16 protein-coding genes and 1 pseudogene are annotated in these 16,607 nt (G+C 36.1%); 5 read left to right on the forward strand and 12 right to left on the reverse strand.

What is annotated here, in order from left to right:
- Positions 1–29: 29 nt before the first annotated feature.
- The 7 genes and pseudogenes from AC4CUY_RS04570 to AC4CUY_RS04600 all read right to left on the reverse strand — a co-directional run bounded on the left by AC4CUY_RS04570 (position 30) and on the right by AC4CUY_RS04600 (position 8,710).
- Complete coding sequence (locus AC4CUY_RS04570) at positions 30–2,657, reverse strand: ATP-dependent helicase (RefSeq protein ID WP_490773726.1); 2,628 nt, start codon at positions 2,655–2,657, stop codon at positions 30–32.
- A 2-nt stretch (positions 2,658–2,659) separates the two neighbouring features.
- The gene (locus tag AC4CUY_RS04575) at positions 2,660–4,321 is read right to left on the reverse strand and encodes an ATP-dependent DNA helicase (RefSeq protein ID WP_490773727.1); all 1,662 of its coding nucleotides are present in this window, start codon (positions 4,319–4,321) and stop codon (positions 2,660–2,662) included.
- A 131-nt stretch (positions 4,322–4,452) separates the two neighbouring features.
- Positions 4,453–4,959, reverse strand: coding sequence for a CoA transferase (locus AC4CUY_RS04580; protein ID WP_490773728.1), 507 nt, complete (start codon positions 4,957–4,959; stop codon positions 4,453–4,455).
- A gap of 81 nt (positions 4,960–5,040) precedes the next feature.
- Positions 5,041–5,206, reverse strand: a pseudogene (locus AC4CUY_RS04585) (tyrosine-type recombinase/integrase); the annotation flags it as partial.
- A 596-nt stretch (positions 5,207–5,802) separates the two neighbouring features.
- Complete coding sequence (locus AC4CUY_RS04590) at positions 5,803–6,792, reverse strand: hypothetical protein (RefSeq protein WP_419329037.1); 990 nt, start codon at positions 6,790–6,792, stop codon at positions 5,803–5,805.
- Positions 6,789–7,976, reverse strand: coding sequence for a YagK/YfjJ domain-containing protein (locus tag AC4CUY_RS04595; RefSeq protein WP_419329038.1), 1,188 nt, complete (start codon positions 7,974–7,976; stop codon positions 6,789–6,791). Before AC4CUY_RS04595 ends, AC4CUY_RS04590 begins: the two co-directional genes overlap by 4 nt.
- A 512-nt stretch (positions 7,977–8,488) precedes the next feature.
- Positions 8,489–8,710 (reverse strand): AlpA family phage regulatory protein, encoded by a 222-nt coding sequence (locus AC4CUY_RS04600; RefSeq protein WP_419329039.1) that lies wholly within the window; start codon positions 8,708–8,710, stop codon positions 8,489–8,491.
- Positions 8,711–8,788: 78 nt separating this feature from the next.
- Between AC4CUY_RS04600 and AC4CUY_RS04605 the strand changes: the two genes are divergently transcribed.
- Entirely contained in the window at positions 8,789–10,123 is a 1,335-nt protein-coding gene (locus tag AC4CUY_RS04605; RefSeq protein ID WP_419329040.1) for a hypothetical protein, read from the forward strand.
- 152 nt (positions 10,124–10,275) lie between these two features.
- Here the strand turns inward: AC4CUY_RS04605 and AC4CUY_RS04610 are convergent, their stop codons facing one another.
- Genes AC4CUY_RS04610 through AC4CUY_RS04625 form a run of 4 tightly spaced genes read right to left on the reverse strand, consistent with a single transcriptional unit; the run spans position 10,276 to position 11,767 of the window.
- Positions 10,276–10,848: a hypothetical protein gene (locus tag AC4CUY_RS04610; protein ID WP_419329041.1), complete on the reverse strand. Its 573-nt coding sequence runs from the start codon at positions 10,846–10,848 to the stop codon at positions 10,276–10,278.
- A gap of 12 nt (positions 10,849–10,860) precedes the next feature.
- The gene (locus AC4CUY_RS04615) at positions 10,861–11,277 is read right to left on the reverse strand and encodes a hypothetical protein (RefSeq protein ID WP_419329042.1); all 417 of its coding nucleotides are present in this window, start codon (positions 11,275–11,277) and stop codon (positions 10,861–10,863) included.
- A 51-nt stretch (positions 11,278–11,328) separates the two neighbouring features.
- Positions 11,329–11,478 carry a hypothetical protein gene (locus AC4CUY_RS04620; RefSeq protein WP_419329043.1) on the reverse strand — a complete coding sequence of 50 codons (150 nt, stop codon included), beginning with the start codon at positions 11,476–11,478 and terminating at the stop codon, positions 11,329–11,331.
- A gap of 10 nt (positions 11,479–11,488) precedes the next feature.
- Positions 11,489–11,767, reverse strand: coding sequence for a hypothetical protein (locus AC4CUY_RS04625; RefSeq protein ID WP_419329044.1), 279 nt, complete (start codon positions 11,765–11,767; stop codon positions 11,489–11,491).
- A 715-nt stretch (positions 11,768–12,482) separates the two neighbouring features.
- Between AC4CUY_RS04625 and AC4CUY_RS04630 the strand changes: the two genes are divergently transcribed.
- The 4 genes from AC4CUY_RS04630 (at position 12,483) to AC4CUY_RS04645 (ending at position 16,207) form a co-directional block, all read left to right on the forward strand.
- Complete coding sequence (locus tag AC4CUY_RS04630; RefSeq protein ID WP_419329045.1) at positions 12,483–12,731, forward strand: hypothetical protein; 249 nt, start codon at positions 12,483–12,485, stop codon at positions 12,729–12,731.
- Between the two features lie 89 nt (positions 12,732–12,820).
- On the forward strand, positions 12,821–13,870 hold the full coding sequence (locus AC4CUY_RS04635; RefSeq protein ID WP_419329046.1) for a DUF932 domain-containing protein: 1,050 nt from the start codon (positions 12,821–12,823) through the stop codon (positions 13,868–13,870).
- A 154-nt stretch (positions 13,871–14,024) separates the two neighbouring features.
- Positions 14,025–15,071 carry a YqaJ viral recombinase family nuclease gene (locus AC4CUY_RS04640; RefSeq protein WP_419329047.1) on the forward strand — a complete coding sequence of 349 codons (1,047 nt, stop codon included), beginning with the start codon at positions 14,025–14,027 and terminating at the stop codon, positions 15,069–15,071.
- A gap of 182 nt (positions 15,072–15,253) precedes the next feature.
- Entirely contained in the window at positions 15,254–16,207 is a 954-nt protein-coding gene (locus AC4CUY_RS04645) for a recombination directionality factor (protein WP_419329048.1), read from the forward strand.
- Between the two features lie 29 nt (positions 16,208–16,236).
- On the opposite strand, the gene AC4CUY_RS04650 is transcribed toward AC4CUY_RS04645, so the two are convergent.
- On the reverse strand, positions 16,237–16,482 hold the full coding sequence (locus tag AC4CUY_RS04650) for a hypothetical protein (protein WP_419329049.1): 246 nt from the start codon (positions 16,480–16,482) through the stop codon (positions 16,237–16,239).
- Positions 16,483–16,607 lie beyond the last annotated feature (125 nt).

The raw sequence follows: 16,607 nt of genomic DNA on the forward strand, positions 1-16,607 counted from the left end.
GCCACTCGGACAGAGTGGCTTATTTCATTTTAAATATATTTTATAGCTTTCGAGTTTTTGGGAATCTCTTTTGTTTCATTAATTTCAGGGAATCGGATCTGTAAGAATGACTCATTTGAAAAAGTGACAAAACCGATACCCCATAAAGGATGTTGTACGGAATTCTGATGTATGTCAGAACTATCTGATACATCTGATACATCTGATACATCTGATACATCTGATACATCTGATACATCTGATACATCTGATACATCTGATACATCTGATACATCTGATACATCTGATACATCTGATACATCTGATACATCTGATACATCTGATACATCTGATACATCTGATACATCTGATACATCTGATACATCTAGCATATTATTAGTTGAGTTTTTCCCTAGGCTGGAATTGATAGCTGTTACGTCGTCTGTAGAAAATTGATAGTTTTTGCTGATAGTTCTTTCTTTAATAGGTGGATCACCAAATTGAATAATGTAATTTGCATCAGTCACTGCCTTAATCGTTACTAGACCAAATTTATGATGTCTGACTTGATCACCTATACTTAATTTTCGTTGAGCTATTACTTCTCCTGATGAATGCGAAAACTCTTTAAGCAATGAGTCGATAAATTTTTGAGGTAGATGTGACGGTTCATTTAATAAGCTTCTATCAAAGTCAAATAAGAATCGTGAAGGGAGTTTATTCGATCCCCTTTCTGTAAGGCCTTCAGATTCAGCGATATACAATAAGTCTTCAGCACGTGTAAAAGCAACATAAGCTAATCTACGATCTTCTTCTAATTTGATTCTATCTGAAAGAGATTTTGCATTTGGTAAAGATCCATCATTAAAATGAGGTAGAAATACAGCTTTAAACTCTAAGCCTTTAGAAGAGTGGATGGTCATAATTTGGATTTCATCTTTTTCTTCATCTTCATCAGTTTCACGGGTATGTTCATTAAGCATATCAATATATTCTGTTAATGAAACATCTTGTTGCCTACGAATTTCTAACTGTAAAATTGAATCAATTAAATCTTCCACATTAATAATGCGTTGTTCATTAGTCCCTTCTCGTAAATAATTTAAATAACCTGATGCTCTTAGGATGTCGTGTACTAATGTTGAAAGTTTTACAGAAAACTTTCTGCTTCGTATAAAATCAATAACTTCGATATATTCTCGGGCAGAAGTTGTATTAAAGTCGGGATCATTGATATGTTCTAAATGCTTTAGTGCCTGATAGTAACTGCATAATTTTAAATCCGCATTATGTTTAATTTTTTTGAGTAAAACTTCTCCGACCCTCCGTTTAGGTTCTTTAATGCTTTTTATAAATGAGTCATTACAATCTTCTTCTAACATTTTAATATAGGCAATTGCGGTCTGAATTTCTTTTTTTGCATAGAACTTTATACCATCAGCGATGGTATATGGAAATCCAGCTTTAACAAAAGCACTTTCAATTGGTTTTTTAGAGCGATGAGAACGAACAATAATAGCGATATTTTTCCATGAATATGGAATTTTCTCACCTTTATGCTCATATGTTTTTTCTTTCTTAATTTTATTAATTTCATCAACAATAAATTGAATTTCTTGCTTATCTTTTTTACAGTGAAAATGTGTGATATCTTCACCTTTACCACGTTTAGGGATACTCGATTTATCAAGTCGAATTTCATTTTTAGCAATAATTTGATTAGAAACTTCAACTATTTGCTGAGTAGATCGATAATTCTCATAAAGTTGTAAATCTATGGCATCAGGATAGTTTTTATTAAAGTCTAAGAAAACAGAAATGTCTCCACCCTTGAATGAATAAATAGATTGATCAGGGTCACCTACAACAAAAAGATTATGATGTTTACCTGCTAAATAAGAAATTAAAGCATTTTCACGCCAACTGCTATCTTGAAATTCATCCACCATAATATATTCAAGGCGAGTTTGCCATTTATCTAATACATAAGAATCTGTGGAAAAAAGATGCAATGTGAATTCAAGCAAATCAAAAAAGTCATAATTTGCATATTCTACTTGTCGAGCTAAATAATGCCCTAAAACATCAGAATAGCGTGAGATCTCATCAGCTAAATAGCGATAATTTGGTTCTGATAATAAGGTGTGTAATTGGTTATTAAAATTTAAAACATTTTCAGCATAAGTATATTGACTTAATCCCGTCATTTTATGGATATAAGACGTTGTCGATTTATATAAAAATAATGCTTTTTGTAAGAGTTTTAGTTCTCCATCTTTTATGGTCAGCTTTAACTCTTTGTAAATATCTCTGAAAGTTTTTTCTAACTTATTATCATCAATAATCTCAAATTCTTTTTTCAGATGTAGGCGATGAGCATCTTCACGGATAACTTTATAACAAAATCCGTGGTATGTACTAATTAGAGCGCCGTCTAGGTTGGTAGCACTGATATCTCTGATCCGTTTTTTCATCTCATCAGCGGCTTTACGAGTAAAAGTAATGCATAGAATATTGTCAGGGCTTATACCATCAATATCGGTTAGATAAAGGTATCGACTAACCAACGCACGAGTTTTACCTGAACCAGCTCCAGCTGTTAAGCGAATATACCCTTCAGTGGTTTCAACAGCTTTGCGCTGTGAGTTATTGAGTTCTTCTAAAAAGTTAGTATTCATTTTTATTTCTCCACTAAAGAGGTATTAACAAAAGTATTCAATAAAGCCTCTAATTCTTCAAAATGAATAGATTTTTGCATAGCCATAAGGCGAGTAATTTTCATTTTTCCATTACGATAAATTTTTACACTGGTATTGATATTATCTTTTTGGATAAAGAGTTGAAGTTCATATTCAAGAGGTCTAGTTGATAGTAGTTGAAAGCCATTCTGATTTAATTTACTTTGGATTTCAGCTATTAAGTTATCGAAAGGGTTTTGAGGATCAAAGGACTTATTATTAACAAGGCAATTAATTAGATAAGCATACTTTTTTGACCGTGTTAAAGCTGTATAGGTCCACTTAAATCCGTTTAATGTTTTTAAGTCATTTTGAGGGCGAGCTAAATTAATATATACCTTATCCCATTCACCACCTTGGGCTTTATGACAAGTCATAGCATAGCCAAAACGTAGATATAAGGCATTTATATAAGGATCATTTTGAATGGCTTGCTTATATTCAAGAGTTCCACGTTGTAAGTGAGGGTAGCGTTGTTTAAAGTGAATAACTAATGCTTGAAGCTCTTTAGTAGAAGTTTCATTTTCTTCATTCCAAATTTTGTGATGTAAAATTTTACATTTGATGCTAGAAAATGAATCTTCTTTTCTTAATTCAATATCCTGAAATTCTAAAGTGATAGGAAGAGGATTTTCTTGTTTTTGAGGAACATTAATCGTAAAACTTTCTATAACTCCAAAATTTTCAATGATAAGAAAATCACCATTGTATAAGTATTGAGAATTTACCCAAGAGTTTTTCATTAAAATAAGACGTTCTTTTTTCTCTAATTTTTTAGGGTTTAGGTTTAGAAGTCCTCTAAATTTAAGATTAATACTATGTACATCTTTATTGGTATAAGATAAAAATATTGAGTTATTGCCATACACCCATAGATATTTTTCTAAAGCATCATCCATATTTAAATGATGAATTTCATCATGATCTAGATCAATTGGCAGTTGTAAAAAGTCTTTATTTTCTAGTTTATCCCTTAAGGCTGTTGCTGATTTCAAAATAGCACTGTCTTTAAGTTGGCGATGCACTTCGTTTAAGTGTATATGTTCTATATTGTTTGTCTCAAAATGCTGTTTTAAATAATCTATATTGAGTACTTCAGCCTGCGATACATTAATGGGTGGAAGTTGGCATGGATCACCAACGAGGATTAGTTTACGGTTTGAATTTGATAAATCTAAATAATCAGTTAAATCCTTAAATAGATTTCCAGAGCCAAATTGGAGAAAGTCTTTTTCACTCGTTGCTTCATGTGAAAGCATGGAGGCCTCATCAATAATGATTACAGCATTGTCTTCTACTTTTTCTTCTACTACAGAAAATTTTAAAATTTCAGGAATCTCTTGAGCCGATTCATCAACTTTTTTATATAAAAAAGAATGAATAGTAGTCGGAGATATTTCAGTCACCTCAAACACATGGTTTTGTAAATTGTGTGCTGCTCTACCAGTTGGCGCTAGTAAGTAATATTCTAATTGTTGGTTAATTAGATACGTTACAATTTCTTTGATTAGCGAAGTCTTTCCAGTTCCTGCACTGCCAGTAATAAGCAGTGCTTTTGAAGTAGTTGATGTCAAAAAATCGCTTATCTGATTTTGAATATGCATGTTCTTAATTTTTCAAATGAAGTTTCGAATTAGTTTATGGTTAACGGTATATTTTGACTAGTCGTTAACTCATTATTAGAAAAAAACAGCACCTATTAAGAATCAAAATATTACAAGAAGGCTAATCATAATTATTTTTGTTGGGTTAATTGTCTGTTTAGAGTTCGGTTCTGCTGATGAAGGAATGGAGGGAGGCCTAAAACAGAACGTGTTACAGAAATATCCGTATATAGAGCTGTTGAAGCAGCAATTAAGCCATCATGGGCTGGAAAAGCATACCTTGGGTATTCCTTTGGAAAACCTGTAATTCTTAACTGAATAAGATTAGGATATTTATTTGATAAACGGTCTAAATCTAAGCCAAGCTCTTGGAGCTGTTGTGTTGACCAATCAATAATAATTACGTCTGCACTTTCTAAGTTCTTAAACAGTAAATCTAAGCTATCCTGTGCCGTCCAATCTGTAACTAGACAATGTTTAGACCGAGCAAATACAGCATGTGTAAAGTGATCAATTTCAGAGTATTTATCTTTGAAATAAGTGACATTCACTCCTTGATCTGCTAATAGCAGTGAGCAAAGTATGCCTGAATAATTACGACTTATATCAACAACACTAATCTTATGCAAAATGCTCATTTATCTTTCACGATGAAATTCAATGCTCAGCATCTGCCAAAAAGACTAGAAATGCATTGATAAATGTTAAGGTCGATTTAAAGTTTTAGCGGATAACCAGCCACGGAGGGTGGACCTAAAACTATGTATGGTAATTACTCGATTTTGCTTTGGATCGATATAGTTTAAGCTTCTGCTCATGCATTCGTTTGCTCAGTATCGTCTATGACATATCGGAAAGCATTTCACTAATACGTGGTACAGGGAAATGCAATCTTGTTCTTAATGTAAGGGAACAAAGCTCCTTCTCTCTTGAATGTCATTGAGAAAAATTTTAACCCATCAAAAAATGTATAAAAGGGTAATGGGTCAAGATTGGGTAAATTTGAATTTCTTTTAAAAAAGTTATATAAAACAAAACTTTATTGATATGGTTCAACTGACGCCATCTCCACCAAATTTTTGATATAAAAGCATTACTTAAAAAAGGCGTTGTCACAAAATTTGGCACAAATTATAAAATCTATAAGATTCTATTAGATTTTAATTATCTGATAAATAATAAATTAAACCTAGATAGAATCTATTAAAAAGTTATTTACAGAGTTCGAATCTCACCGCTTCCGCCAAATATTGATCTAAGCCCTTGTTATTGCAAGGGCTTTTTTCTTGCTTGTGCTTTTGTCCCACATTGTAACCCACATAAAATTTTGGATTAGATAACATCAAATTGGTGGATTTAGGACGTTGTAGGAAGAGTCATTCATTTAGTTTAAATTCACGATAAGTTCATATCACTATTTCCAACACGTAAAAAAGCCCAATAAGGAACTACTGGGCTGTGACTGAATGAGTCAAATACGATTAATAAACAATATACTCAAAATTTGATTTGATGACTTTGGATTGATAGTAGTAATACTTCAAAGGATAGAGCATATTGTTAAAAATAACTTTCCACTCTGCTAAATTAATGCCTTGGAAATTATCACGCTCAAGCTTCAGAGTTTGAATAGAAATATTTGGCAAATTCAGTTGAACCGAAATTTGACCTTCTTTATCAATCGAATGTGATAATAGATTTTGATCCTGAGGCAGTTGTAACTGATGATTTTGTTCGTGATAAACCAACATATTGAGGTAGTACTGCCCATACAATGTTTTTTGAATCCGCCATTGGATGCAAAATAGGTTTCCTTGATTAAGTTGCTGAAATTGGTCAATCAATTTACTTTTAAGCTTAACAATTGCTTTTTCTAGCTCATTTACTTGTAACGATGCTGTATCACCTTTGGCACAAAAGCAATAAAAGAGCTTGGTAGATGAGATGTTAGCGTGTTGAGTGAGCAATCGATTGACAATACGTGAGTTTTCCTTAGCTTGGTCTGATATGAGCTTTTTACGCTTGTTAACGTCGCTCTCAGCCTCAACACTGATTGAATAACCACGTATTTCATTCCAAAGTTGATTTAAGGAAGAATGTATTGCTTGTTTATCAGGGTGTTGATTAATCCCTAAAATATCAAACCAACTATTTTGCATAACGATTTGATGCATTTTAGACACTAGGAAACTAGCGCCTTTGTTTACAATAAACTCATTAGGCAAAGTGGTTAAGGGGAATGCACAATTGCTTTGCATCATTTGACGTTGCATCTTTAGCACACGATCAAGCTCGATCAATGGTGCTGTTGGTGTTAATACCTGACCTCTGATTTGCAAAGGTTTTGAACTTTTTAGACATAATTGATGAGATGCTTCACCCAAGGTATGAAGCCATTTCATAACGATTAAATTATTTTGTCCACAAATCAAATCTAAATTACTGAATTGCTGAAGTTGTTCGAAGCTCATAATGATTTACCTGATGGTTTAATGACTAATTTTTTCTTAACAAGGGTCACAGGACTGATTAATTTATCCTGAGGGATTGGATTAGGGATAATTTTAAAAATACGCGGACGACCAACTGTTTTCGGTTGTTTTGTACGATTGCTGGTTGCAAAGGTATGAACATTCCCTAGTAAGCGCTTATCAATCAGAAACTGATCTTGCTTACAGATGTAGACTAGAACCTGATCAAGATTGTCGAAGAAGGTTTGGTCACTATGACGTGCTATGCCAATTGCAAGGTGACGATATTTGATTTTGTCACGGTGGCAATTGAAGTAATAACCTTTGCCTAGGGTAATCTCAGTCCAGCGTTGACCAATCATTTCTGCGTAGTGCGTATCGCTTTGAAACTTGTTCCCATCCATAAAAAAGATACAGTGGTAGTGATAGCCTTTTTTCTCACCAAACTCTAACTTCCAGAGATAACCCACGATGTTAGGTAAGTCTTTGTCATGATGGAAACCTTTCATGAGTTGAGCATGATGAGCTTTCATTTTCTTAAAGGTGACATCATCCTGTATCCGTTCTTTCCAGCCGAAGTCAATACGAAGTACCAGTAGCTTACTAAACGTGTCTCTCAAGGCTTGAACGAGCTTTCTAGCCCCTTTATATTGATCCTTTGATCTTTCACGACGAGCGTATTGAGCCTTTGTAAAGATCGGTGAGTCGATTCGAATCAAAATCTCACGAACCAAATTATTTTTAAGTTGAGCCGTTGTATGAGAGCAGATCAGTTCTCCCGTCATATCATCTAATAATTCGAATGTACGATTTGGTGCTGCTTTCCAAAAAGAAGGCTCATCTTCAGGATGAATATTAGGTGCAACAGCCACGTTATATGCTTGTTTGAAAATAATGCTATGTTCACAGTGGTAGTTACTTTGACTCGCTTGTTCAATTGAACAAATTCCTTTTAAGAATAATTCAAGAGCAGGTACATAAGTCTTTAAGCTCAAGCCCTCGTTGCTGAGTTTAAACAAGCGATCTATTGATTCGTTTTCAATTCGATTAACGCAAAGAATGGTACTGTATATAGTCGAAATAACAGGATTTTCTTTAAGGATGAATAGACCATTGTCTTGCTCACTAGTGAGTTCTAATAAATTAGGTGGATATTTCTGATCAATATCTATTCGGTTTTCCATTGGCTTTGCTCTTATAGTCATTGGTTTATATGCTAGATAATTGATTTAACTGAATAATGCTTTAGAATTATAAGAATGATGAGAGATGAAGTAGATCATCTCTCTGATGAGCTAGTTGGTATAGGCACTGATCTTATAGAGATATAAAACAGTATTTAGTAAACTAACTCTTTCATTCATATAGATATTGTTAAGCGTATTAATTAAATCTTTAGTCTGTTTAATGGTTTAATAAGATTGTTAATCATCGTATTAATTAGAGTGCTAATAAGATTATTAATAGTGCTAATAAGATTATTAATAGTGCTAATAAGATTATTAATAGTGCTAATAAGATTATTAATAGTGCTAATAAGATTATTAATAGTGCTAATAAGATTATTAATTAAATTAAAAAACCTAAATTCACTTTCACAAGACATAGTCCTCCTACAGGGGCAATTGAATAAACTGCTCCTCGTGATTTACAGGGATACGAGAACTAAGAAGTGATGAAAGTTATGCCGATAAAATTAATGAAAGGGTAGGTTCTTGAGCCATAGCTCAACTTCATTTTCTACCCAAGCAACACTGTTCATGCCCAGCTTACGGGGCTTAGGGAAGTCAGGGTCGTATCGCTTAGACTTTTGATCGAGTTTGTCATAAATGGTTGAGCGGCTGATCTGACATTTATCGGTGACATCACGTAATTTCAACATACGCATAGTGTCAGCATAGCCTTGATTGTTTTGCATAAAAATCTCCATTGGATTGATGTGGACACAACGGAATTATGCTAAAAACATACGTAAAGAATAGTTGGAAATCATTACGTGAACCAAAAGACTCAGAATGAAACAATGTTTAAAGAAATATTAGCCAACCTTTTTCGGTTGGTGGTCATGTATTCTTGTGAAAGGATTAAGGTACAGAATAAGTTTCCAGAAATTTATCAATGGTTTGAAGAAAACAACAAAACTGTTGAATATGAAATTAAACAGTTTTTAAGAAAAAATGTTAAAAATCTTCATATTAAAATTAAAAAACATAGTAAACATCAAACGATTAATCTTGATTCAACTGAAGCAGATATTATTTACGAATTCACTCAATATTTCTGGGATTATTATCAGTATCAAGATGTCCAATACAACAGAACCTTGTTTTCTGATTTTGAACTCAAGGAAAAAATAGTTACTGACTTTTTTATTAAAATTTTTCATAAATTGTCATCATCTAAAGAATCAGGCACAACCCTAGAACAATTTATTGAGTTTAGTGAAAAGTATGCATATTCATCATTTGTTGCAAAAGAACGGGTTACTCAATCCATTTTTAAATATTTTCAAATTTATGCTGAGTTGACAAATCCAGACGTCCGACTCGGGACTCATGAGTTACGTGCAAAATTTATTGAGTTACTGAAGCAAATTCCGTATTACTCTATTTTTGGGCGCTCATCTATTACAGGCTATTCTACTTACAAAACAGTTATGGGTAAGCGCTATTACTCCACATTAAGAACACCTTTGGATTTCGCACCAGGCACTTTGGTTGATAATCTTTTACATTTCTTATTTCAGCATCTTATTGAACTTTTTTATTTTGAGTATTTATATCATGATCCTCAAAATTTTAATGCTAAAAAGGCAAGTGGAATATTGGAAGATCGCGCTACATTCACACAACGTTGTGATGATCGTTTAGATGAATGTAATAATATCATGAAATTATTATTGCAAGCGTGGCCAAAAGAGCAACACTTAGTGTATAGAAGTGTGAAAGATGAAAGTTCAATTATTCCTGTCTTAAGAAGTATTTTATATGTCAATTTTTTAGAACAATACCAAAAAGAACTGAATTCAGGTATTGAATTGAACGAAGTTGTAGTAGAAAAGAAAAAGAGCAGAACAGATGCAGAAGCAAGAAATCAAATTGAAGCATTTTTTAAATTTCTAGAAAAAGGTTTTGAGGAGATGTCATTTATGGTTAAACTTAATTTGGAAAATGATAAAACTGATGCTTGGTCAATAAAACTATTTGATCATCTAGAAAAAGAGGGTGAAAAAACAGCGGGTAAAATTGAAATATTGGAGTGGAATTGGAGTGCAATTCGATCGATGTATGATAAGCATAAAAAAGATAAAAAACTGTTTAATTATGAATAACTCAGGATAACTATCACATGGGGTTTTAAGGGCTAAAATGAGCATTATTTTTTTACTTTTTTAGTGATCATTTGACAGTGAAATTAAACATAAAAAATGGGTGATAATGCAGGGAGCTAAAATGGCTTCCTGCTTATTTTACGTTAAAACACTCATTGCTCAACAATGGCACGATAGGTAATTTTACCATGCGTGGTATACAGATAGACTTCCTTAATTCCCTCAGCAGAACAGCCTTTTAAAACAATGTTAAATATTGCTCCATAATAAGACACACTTGGAAATTTAGTGGTAAAAGGTTCTAGCCCCACGACTTTACAGTTTGGATTGTCCATTTCAACTTTATCTATCACATCGTTGACTTCAGACACTACTTTTAAACGCGTGGTGTCATAAACCGTACTTGTGATAACTTTAAAATTTGGGTAAGCATCCACAGGGCGGTATTTGACTTCGAGTGCTTCGCCTGCCAATAACTCACGTTTCAGCTGAGGCGGTGGAATATCAATATTTTCAGCCCCTGTGTAAGTACTGTCAGGATCATAACGGTCATGGGCAATAGCAGCAGCTTCTGCTTCTTGCTCTTTAACTTGTAGATTAGATTCAGTTTGGGTGTCAATTGATGCTTGTGCCTCTGAGGATGCTACTGAGGAATGCTCATCAGGTTTCTTTTGGCAGGCGGTGAGTGTTGATACAATCACAGTTGCAAGGATTAATTTTTTCATGATGGCATCCTCTTACTGTGATGAAAACTGAGTACGTTGCACATACTTCAGCACCGCTAAACCTTTGACGTACAGCCATCGGTCATTGCCATTCTCAGCATGATAATCAAAGACTTGATAAGCAAAGTCATCAATATCCATTAACTTTGGCTCCTTTAAATCCTTGCCTTCTCGAATCATGGCATTGAGATCAGCGCTATAAATAAAATAACGTAGACGATCACCTTTGGGGATGATTTGCCATTGTTTGCTAATCGCAACAAAGGCGTTGCAATTGATATTACCCTCACAGCGTTTCACGACGGGTGCATTGGTTGGTGTATTGATCAATGCCATGACCTGATTCATATCTGCATGACAGATTGAACCTATAGATAGGCAGGTAATGACGGCACCTGACCGTAAAACGTATTTGATTCTTTTGTTCATTTAAATTAATTCCTAATTATTGTTGTTCGATACATTTTTAATTGAATGAAATTACTTAAACATCGAGATTGGCCATACCACGGCTTTGCCTAAGTTATAGGCATAGCTTCGATCGGCTGTGGCACTGCATCCCTTTAAATAAACAGAAAACAGCAAGGCAATCACGATATAAATTCCGATCAGATAATTTTTGATTTGCATGGTGCTTCTCCTAAGAGGTTTGACAAGTTTGAGCAGCGCGATACATTTGCTCGCCAAAATCTTGCGGTAGATCAAGACGACTGACATTTTGTTGAGCCAGTTTCTCCATCACAGCAGGGGAATAATGTGCTTCGAGCTTGTCATAGACACAGGAACAGGTAGATCGATCTGTACCACCCGATTGACAACCTGCATTAAAGTCACGTTTAGATTTACTTTCACAACCTGTTAATACAACAGCCGTGAACAGTGCCAGCCCAAGAATGGGCAGATGATAAAAAACAGACATGATGATTCTCGCCATAAATAGAGCATGAATGGTGTCTGACTTCAAAAGGCGTAGAAATGAAATGATTTACTGAGGAGACTTATTCCAGCCAGCCAGTTCAACCAACAGCCAAAACAGCAACATCATCAGCACAAAGCCAATGACAGCAGGTCCCAGCTAGATCACTACAGCGACGATTAAAATCAGACGTGCAATGATTTTCATTACCGAAGCAATGTAGAGATACGATTCGGCTGAGTGAGGCGAGTTAAAATCGGAATAAAGTGAAATTTTAAGAATAAAGAAACAGTCATGATTGACTCCTTGGAATTATAAGAAGTTCTACCAAATTACTGCTAAATAATGGTGGCAGAACGAAAGGGGGTTAGCAGACTGGGATCCAAGGAACCAGCACGCACGAGGCGTCCCCCTCCCGTTCTACCGCAAAGGGGGAACACGAGGGTTTCACGACATACAAAATTGATTTTATATATCGTGCTGGATCTGCGGTCTGCTAAAACCGACTGGCAATGTAGGCCAGCACGCCCATGATAATGCTAAGCCCGATCAGGGTCAATTTCATTTACGGACTACGCTGTGATAACGAGCTAAAAACAATCAAAAATAGAATGCAAATAATTTCAGATACATAACACCTGAATGAAGAACCGAATCAGATTTCCCTAACTGCTTGGGAAATGCACAACAGATTCATTAATACAATCAGGAGTTTTTTATGCCGTATCGAGATTTTGATCAAGAAGAAGAAGGGATATTTCCGCAACGTGGAACGATGAAGCCCATGATGCAAGGTTTAGGTTTAACCAATTCACCGACCACTTTAGCCCTATTGGGGATGTCACTGGCACGTTCCTTGGGCTATTCACCTTTTATTGGTGGGGTTGCAGGTGCCATGTTGGGTGGTGTGATTTTGGTCATTGCCGAACAAACGCCAAATAATTCACGACCACCTTTTAGCAAATAGCTTGCTCAGCAAGCATTCAACACGATCGTAAATAGCATATTCATTTTTAAATTCAAAAAATTCATTATCTTAAATTAGGACTATATTTCATGGCACACCTTATCGAACAAATGGCCTATGTCGGACAAACCCCTTGGCATGGCTTAGGCAATCAACTCACCCACCATCAGCCGATTGAAGTCTGGGCACAACAAGCAGGCATGGACTGGCGGATTGAATCCTCTGATGTTAGCTACATGGCACAAAATCAACGTGGGCAAAACATCATCATGCCGTTTGAAGAACAACGGGTTTTATACCGTTCAGACACGCATGCGCCTTTATCTGTGGTCAGTCAACGTTATCAAGAAGTTCAACCCAAAGAAATTCTACATTTCTACAAAGATTTAACAGAGCAATCAGGCTTTGAATTGGAAACAGCTGGCGTCCTCAAAGGTGGTAAGAAATTCTGGGCATTGGCACGAACAGGACAGACCTCAGCCTTAAAAGGCAAAGATGTCAGTAATGGCTACATACTTTTAGCAACGGCATGTGATGGTACGCTTGCCACCACTGCACAATTTACTTCTATTCGTGTGGTCTGTAACAATACCTTAGCGATTGCACTCAAAGGACAGGATGTAAGTCGAGGTGTGGTTAAAGTACCTCACAGTACCAAGTTTGATGCAGACAAGATCAAACAGCAATTGGGCATTTCAGTGCGTGCATGGGATGAACATATGTATGAAATGAAACAGCTCAGTCAGCGTAAAGTCACCCAACAAGAAGCAGCGGCTTATTTCGATGCTGTGTTTAACAATACTACCCTCAGCCCATCAGAACAGGATGAAGGCATCATTCAGTTCTATCGCAAAGTGGCTAACAACCCAGTTGAGTCAATTAAAGCGAATGTAACAAAAGCAGAACCGAATGGGCGTGCAATGTCGAAAGTGATGACCATGTTTAATGGTCATGGACGGGGCGCAGAGCTCTCCTCAGCCAAGGAAACGGCCTATGGCTTACTGTGTTCTATCACAGAATTTGCAGACCATGAGCGTCGGTCTATGAGTCGAGATCATCGACTTGATTCAGCATGGTTTGGTGCAGGGGCAGGCTTAAAACAGCGAGGATTAGAACAGGCGCTAAGGATGATTGTTTAAATTACTCCATAATTTAGCCTAAGTAATTCCACTTCAACAAAAGATTTAAATTGCATCCAAGCTACACCCTTGAAACCACATCCGATGATGTGGTTTTTTTATGCCCTTTATTTATCACCTTGATCTTAATCCTGATTAAAAATAGGAATTCAACATGAATACAGCCATATTAAAGCCATCTATTCAACAAGCCAGTCAAGCCTTTATTGCCCCAAAATTATTTACTGCAAAACGCTTCGTGGAGACCAAAAAACTCAGTCAAGCCGAATGGTTAGAAATACGCAGACAAGGCATCGGCAGTAGTGATTGTGCCGCAGCCTGTGGACTTAACCCCTATATGTCGATGCTCGAACTGTGGATGATTAAAACAGGACGTATTAAACAATCCATTGAAGATGAAAGTACAGGTCATGCACCTTTGTATTGGGGCAAGCAATTAGAGCCGCTCGTGGCTGAATACTACAGTATGCACACCAATTATAAAGTCCGCAGAGTCAATGCAGTACTGCAACATCCCGACCCTGACAAACATTTCATGTTAGCAAACTTAGATTATTCCGTAGTCGGGGATGCCGATGTACAAATCTTGGAATGTAAAACCGCAGGAGAATATGGTGCCAAGTTGTGGCGAGATGGTGTGCCTTTATACGTACTGTGTCAGGTACAACACCAATTGGCGGTGACAGGCAAGAAAGCAGCTCATATATGTGTGTTGATTTGTGGACATGAAACTCGAATCTTCAAAGTGACACGCTCAGAATCAGTCATTCAACACATTATTAATGCGGAACGTCAATTTTGGGACTGTGTTGAAAAAGATATACCACCTGATGCAGATGCCAGCGCATCGGCAGCTCAAGCATTACAGCAACTTTATCCTGAACATGTGCCATTGAGTACCACAGATTTGAGTGAGGATGAACAAGCCAACCAACAATTTGAACAGTTGATCAAAGCACGAAACCAAATTGAAAAACATCAAGAAAGTTTCGATCTACTGAAACATCAACTGCAAGCCCAGATGCAGGAGTCGGAACGTGCCACCTTTAAGACAGGTTCGGTGACGTGGAAAAAGGCCAAAGACTCGATCAGCTTAGACAGTAAGGCATTACTCAAACAACACCCTGAATATCTCAACCAGTTTTCACAAAGCAAAACAGGTTCACGGCGTTTTAACATCTATGCACATGATGATGAGTAAACAAAATTTCATTCTAACCAAATCCAATCCAGCGCATATCTGCAAAAAATCGCAAAACAGCCCCCGTTCCCTGTAAGCACCGAAGTACTTACAGAGAACAAAATGGACTGAATTGCGAAGAAATAAATGATTTCTACATATCAACCGAACATTAGTAAAAAATAACGGATGAGGAAAACACTATGATCAAAGGTTTAGCGATTACACCCCCGATATTAGGTCGTATTAGCATTGGCAAGGTTGTTGAAAAAAATGGCAAACGATTACCTGAAAAGGATGATCAATTTACCATTACCAGTCAAATCCAAAATAAGGATGGCTGGATTAAACATCCACTCGATGAACAACTTCGAGCCAAAGCACCCAATCAAAAATTGAGAACTATTCCTGTGCGGATGATCTTCAATGACCCTGAACTTAACCTTAGAGCTGAATACACTTTATTTGATCGTCAGACGGGCAGGCCTGTATGTGTTGGGAATGGTGAAATGTGTCAAAGACGTACCAACCAAGGCATTGAACAACATCCCTGTCCATCACCCGATTTATGTCCATTGGCACAAGGAGGTAACTGTAAACCTTATGGGCGGTTGCATGTCAATTTAGATGAGTCGGATGAACTAGGAACCTTTATTTTTAGAACGACGGGTTTTAATAGTATCCGCACCTTGGCAGCACGACTGAGTTATTACCATGCAGCATCGAATGGTTTACTATCTTGCCTACCACTGCAATTGACATTGAGAGGAAAGTCCACCACACAAAGCTATCGTACCCCTGTTTATTACGTGGATTTAACCCTACGTGATGGTGTCAATCTTCAGCAAGCGATCCAAATGGCGCAAGAGATTGATCAGCAAAGTAAGCAGAGTGGTTTTAATCAAAGTGCTTTAGATCAGATGGCGAGGCAGGGCTTTGCCAATGCACAGTTTGAGGTGAATGGTGAGGAGGGTATGGATATGGTGGAGGAGTTTTACAGCGATGAGAATTCAGATGCTGAACAAATATCACCTGAAAATGTACAAGCTGAGCAGGAGCAGGCTAGATCGAAAAGTATGGCTAAATTTAATCAGGGGGAGGGATTTGCACAAGATATTCAGCAAGGCTTGCAGGGGAGTGTCAGGGCGGTGAATTAGTTAGGTATTATGAATGAGGTTATTAAATTTTAATCATAGATAACCGTATATTCTTCATTTGTTTTGGGATGAAAAAAAGTTGTACGACCATCTAAAAAATTTATGACCTCATTATCTTCATTCAAGCGTAACTTATTTATTGCCCAAATTGCTTTTGTTTTTTTCTCAACTTCTTCAGGTCGATATTCAGAAAAAATAGTAATGCTAATCAAGTGACCCGATGGTGAACGAGCTTTCAAATTACGAATATATTTAGGTGAAAAACTATCAGACATTGTGGATCTAGAAAATAATTGATAATTTAGAAAGTATCCCTATATGACTTAAATCTCAATTAATTCATTGTAATTAAATATTTTGAGTATAAGAATGGTCGCTAACAAGCCAAAAGTAAAAATTG

This window comes from Acinetobacter sp. 778_lipA, assembly GCF_058242985.1.

Excerpts from the sequence above, each read along its gene's own strand:
- AC4CUY_RS04570 (WP_490773726.1), bottom strand. The coding sequence starts at position 2,657 with ATGAATACTAACTTTTTAGAAGAACTCAATAACTCACAGCGCAAAGCT.
- AC4CUY_RS04575 (WP_490773727.1), bottom strand. The coding sequence starts at position 4,321 with ATGCATATTCAAAATCAGATAAGCGATTTTTTGACATCAACTACTTCA.
- AC4CUY_RS04580 (WP_490773728.1), bottom strand. The coding sequence starts at position 4,959 with ATGAGCATTTTGCATAAGATTAGTGTTGTTGATATAAGTCGTAATTAT.
- AC4CUY_RS04590 (WP_419329037.1), bottom strand. The coding sequence starts at position 6,792 with ATGAGCTTCGAACAACTTCAGCAATTCAGTAATTTAGATTTGATTTGT.
- AC4CUY_RS04595 (WP_419329038.1), bottom strand. The coding sequence starts at position 7,976 with ATGGAAAACCGAATAGATATTGATCAGAAATATCCACCTAATTTATTA.
- AC4CUY_RS04600 (WP_419329039.1), bottom strand. The coding sequence starts at position 8,710 with ATGCAAAACAATCAAGGCTATGCTGACACTATGCGTATGTTGAAATTA.
- AC4CUY_RS04610 (WP_419329041.1), bottom strand. The coding sequence starts at position 10,848 with ATGAAAAAATTAATCCTTGCAACTGTGATTGTATCAACACTCACCGCC.
- AC4CUY_RS04615 (WP_419329042.1), bottom strand. The coding sequence starts at position 11,277 with ATGAACAAAAGAATCAAATACGTTTTACGGTCAGGTGCCGTCATTACC.
- AC4CUY_RS04620 (WP_419329043.1), bottom strand. The coding sequence starts at position 11,478 with ATGCAAATCAAAAATTATCTGATCGGAATTTATATCGTGATTGCCTTG.
- AC4CUY_RS04625 (WP_419329044.1), bottom strand. The coding sequence starts at position 11,767 with ATGTCTGTTTTTTATCATCTGCCCATTCTTGGGCTGGCACTGTTCACG.
- AC4CUY_RS04630 (WP_419329045.1), top strand. The coding sequence starts at position 12,483 with ATGCCGTATCGAGATTTTGATCAAGAAGAAGAAGGGATATTTCCGCAA.
- AC4CUY_RS04635 (WP_419329046.1), top strand. The coding sequence starts at position 12,821 with ATGGCACACCTTATCGAACAAATGGCCTATGTCGGACAAACCCCTTGG.
- AC4CUY_RS04640 (WP_419329047.1), top strand. The coding sequence starts at position 14,025 with ATGAATACAGCCATATTAAAGCCATCTATTCAACAAGCCAGTCAAGCC.
- AC4CUY_RS04645 (WP_419329048.1), top strand. The coding sequence starts at position 15,254 with ATGATCAAAGGTTTAGCGATTACACCCCCGATATTAGGTCGTATTAGC.
- AC4CUY_RS04650 (WP_419329049.1), bottom strand. The coding sequence starts at position 16,482 with ATGTCTGATAGTTTTTCACCTAAATATATTCGTAATTTGAAAGCTCGT.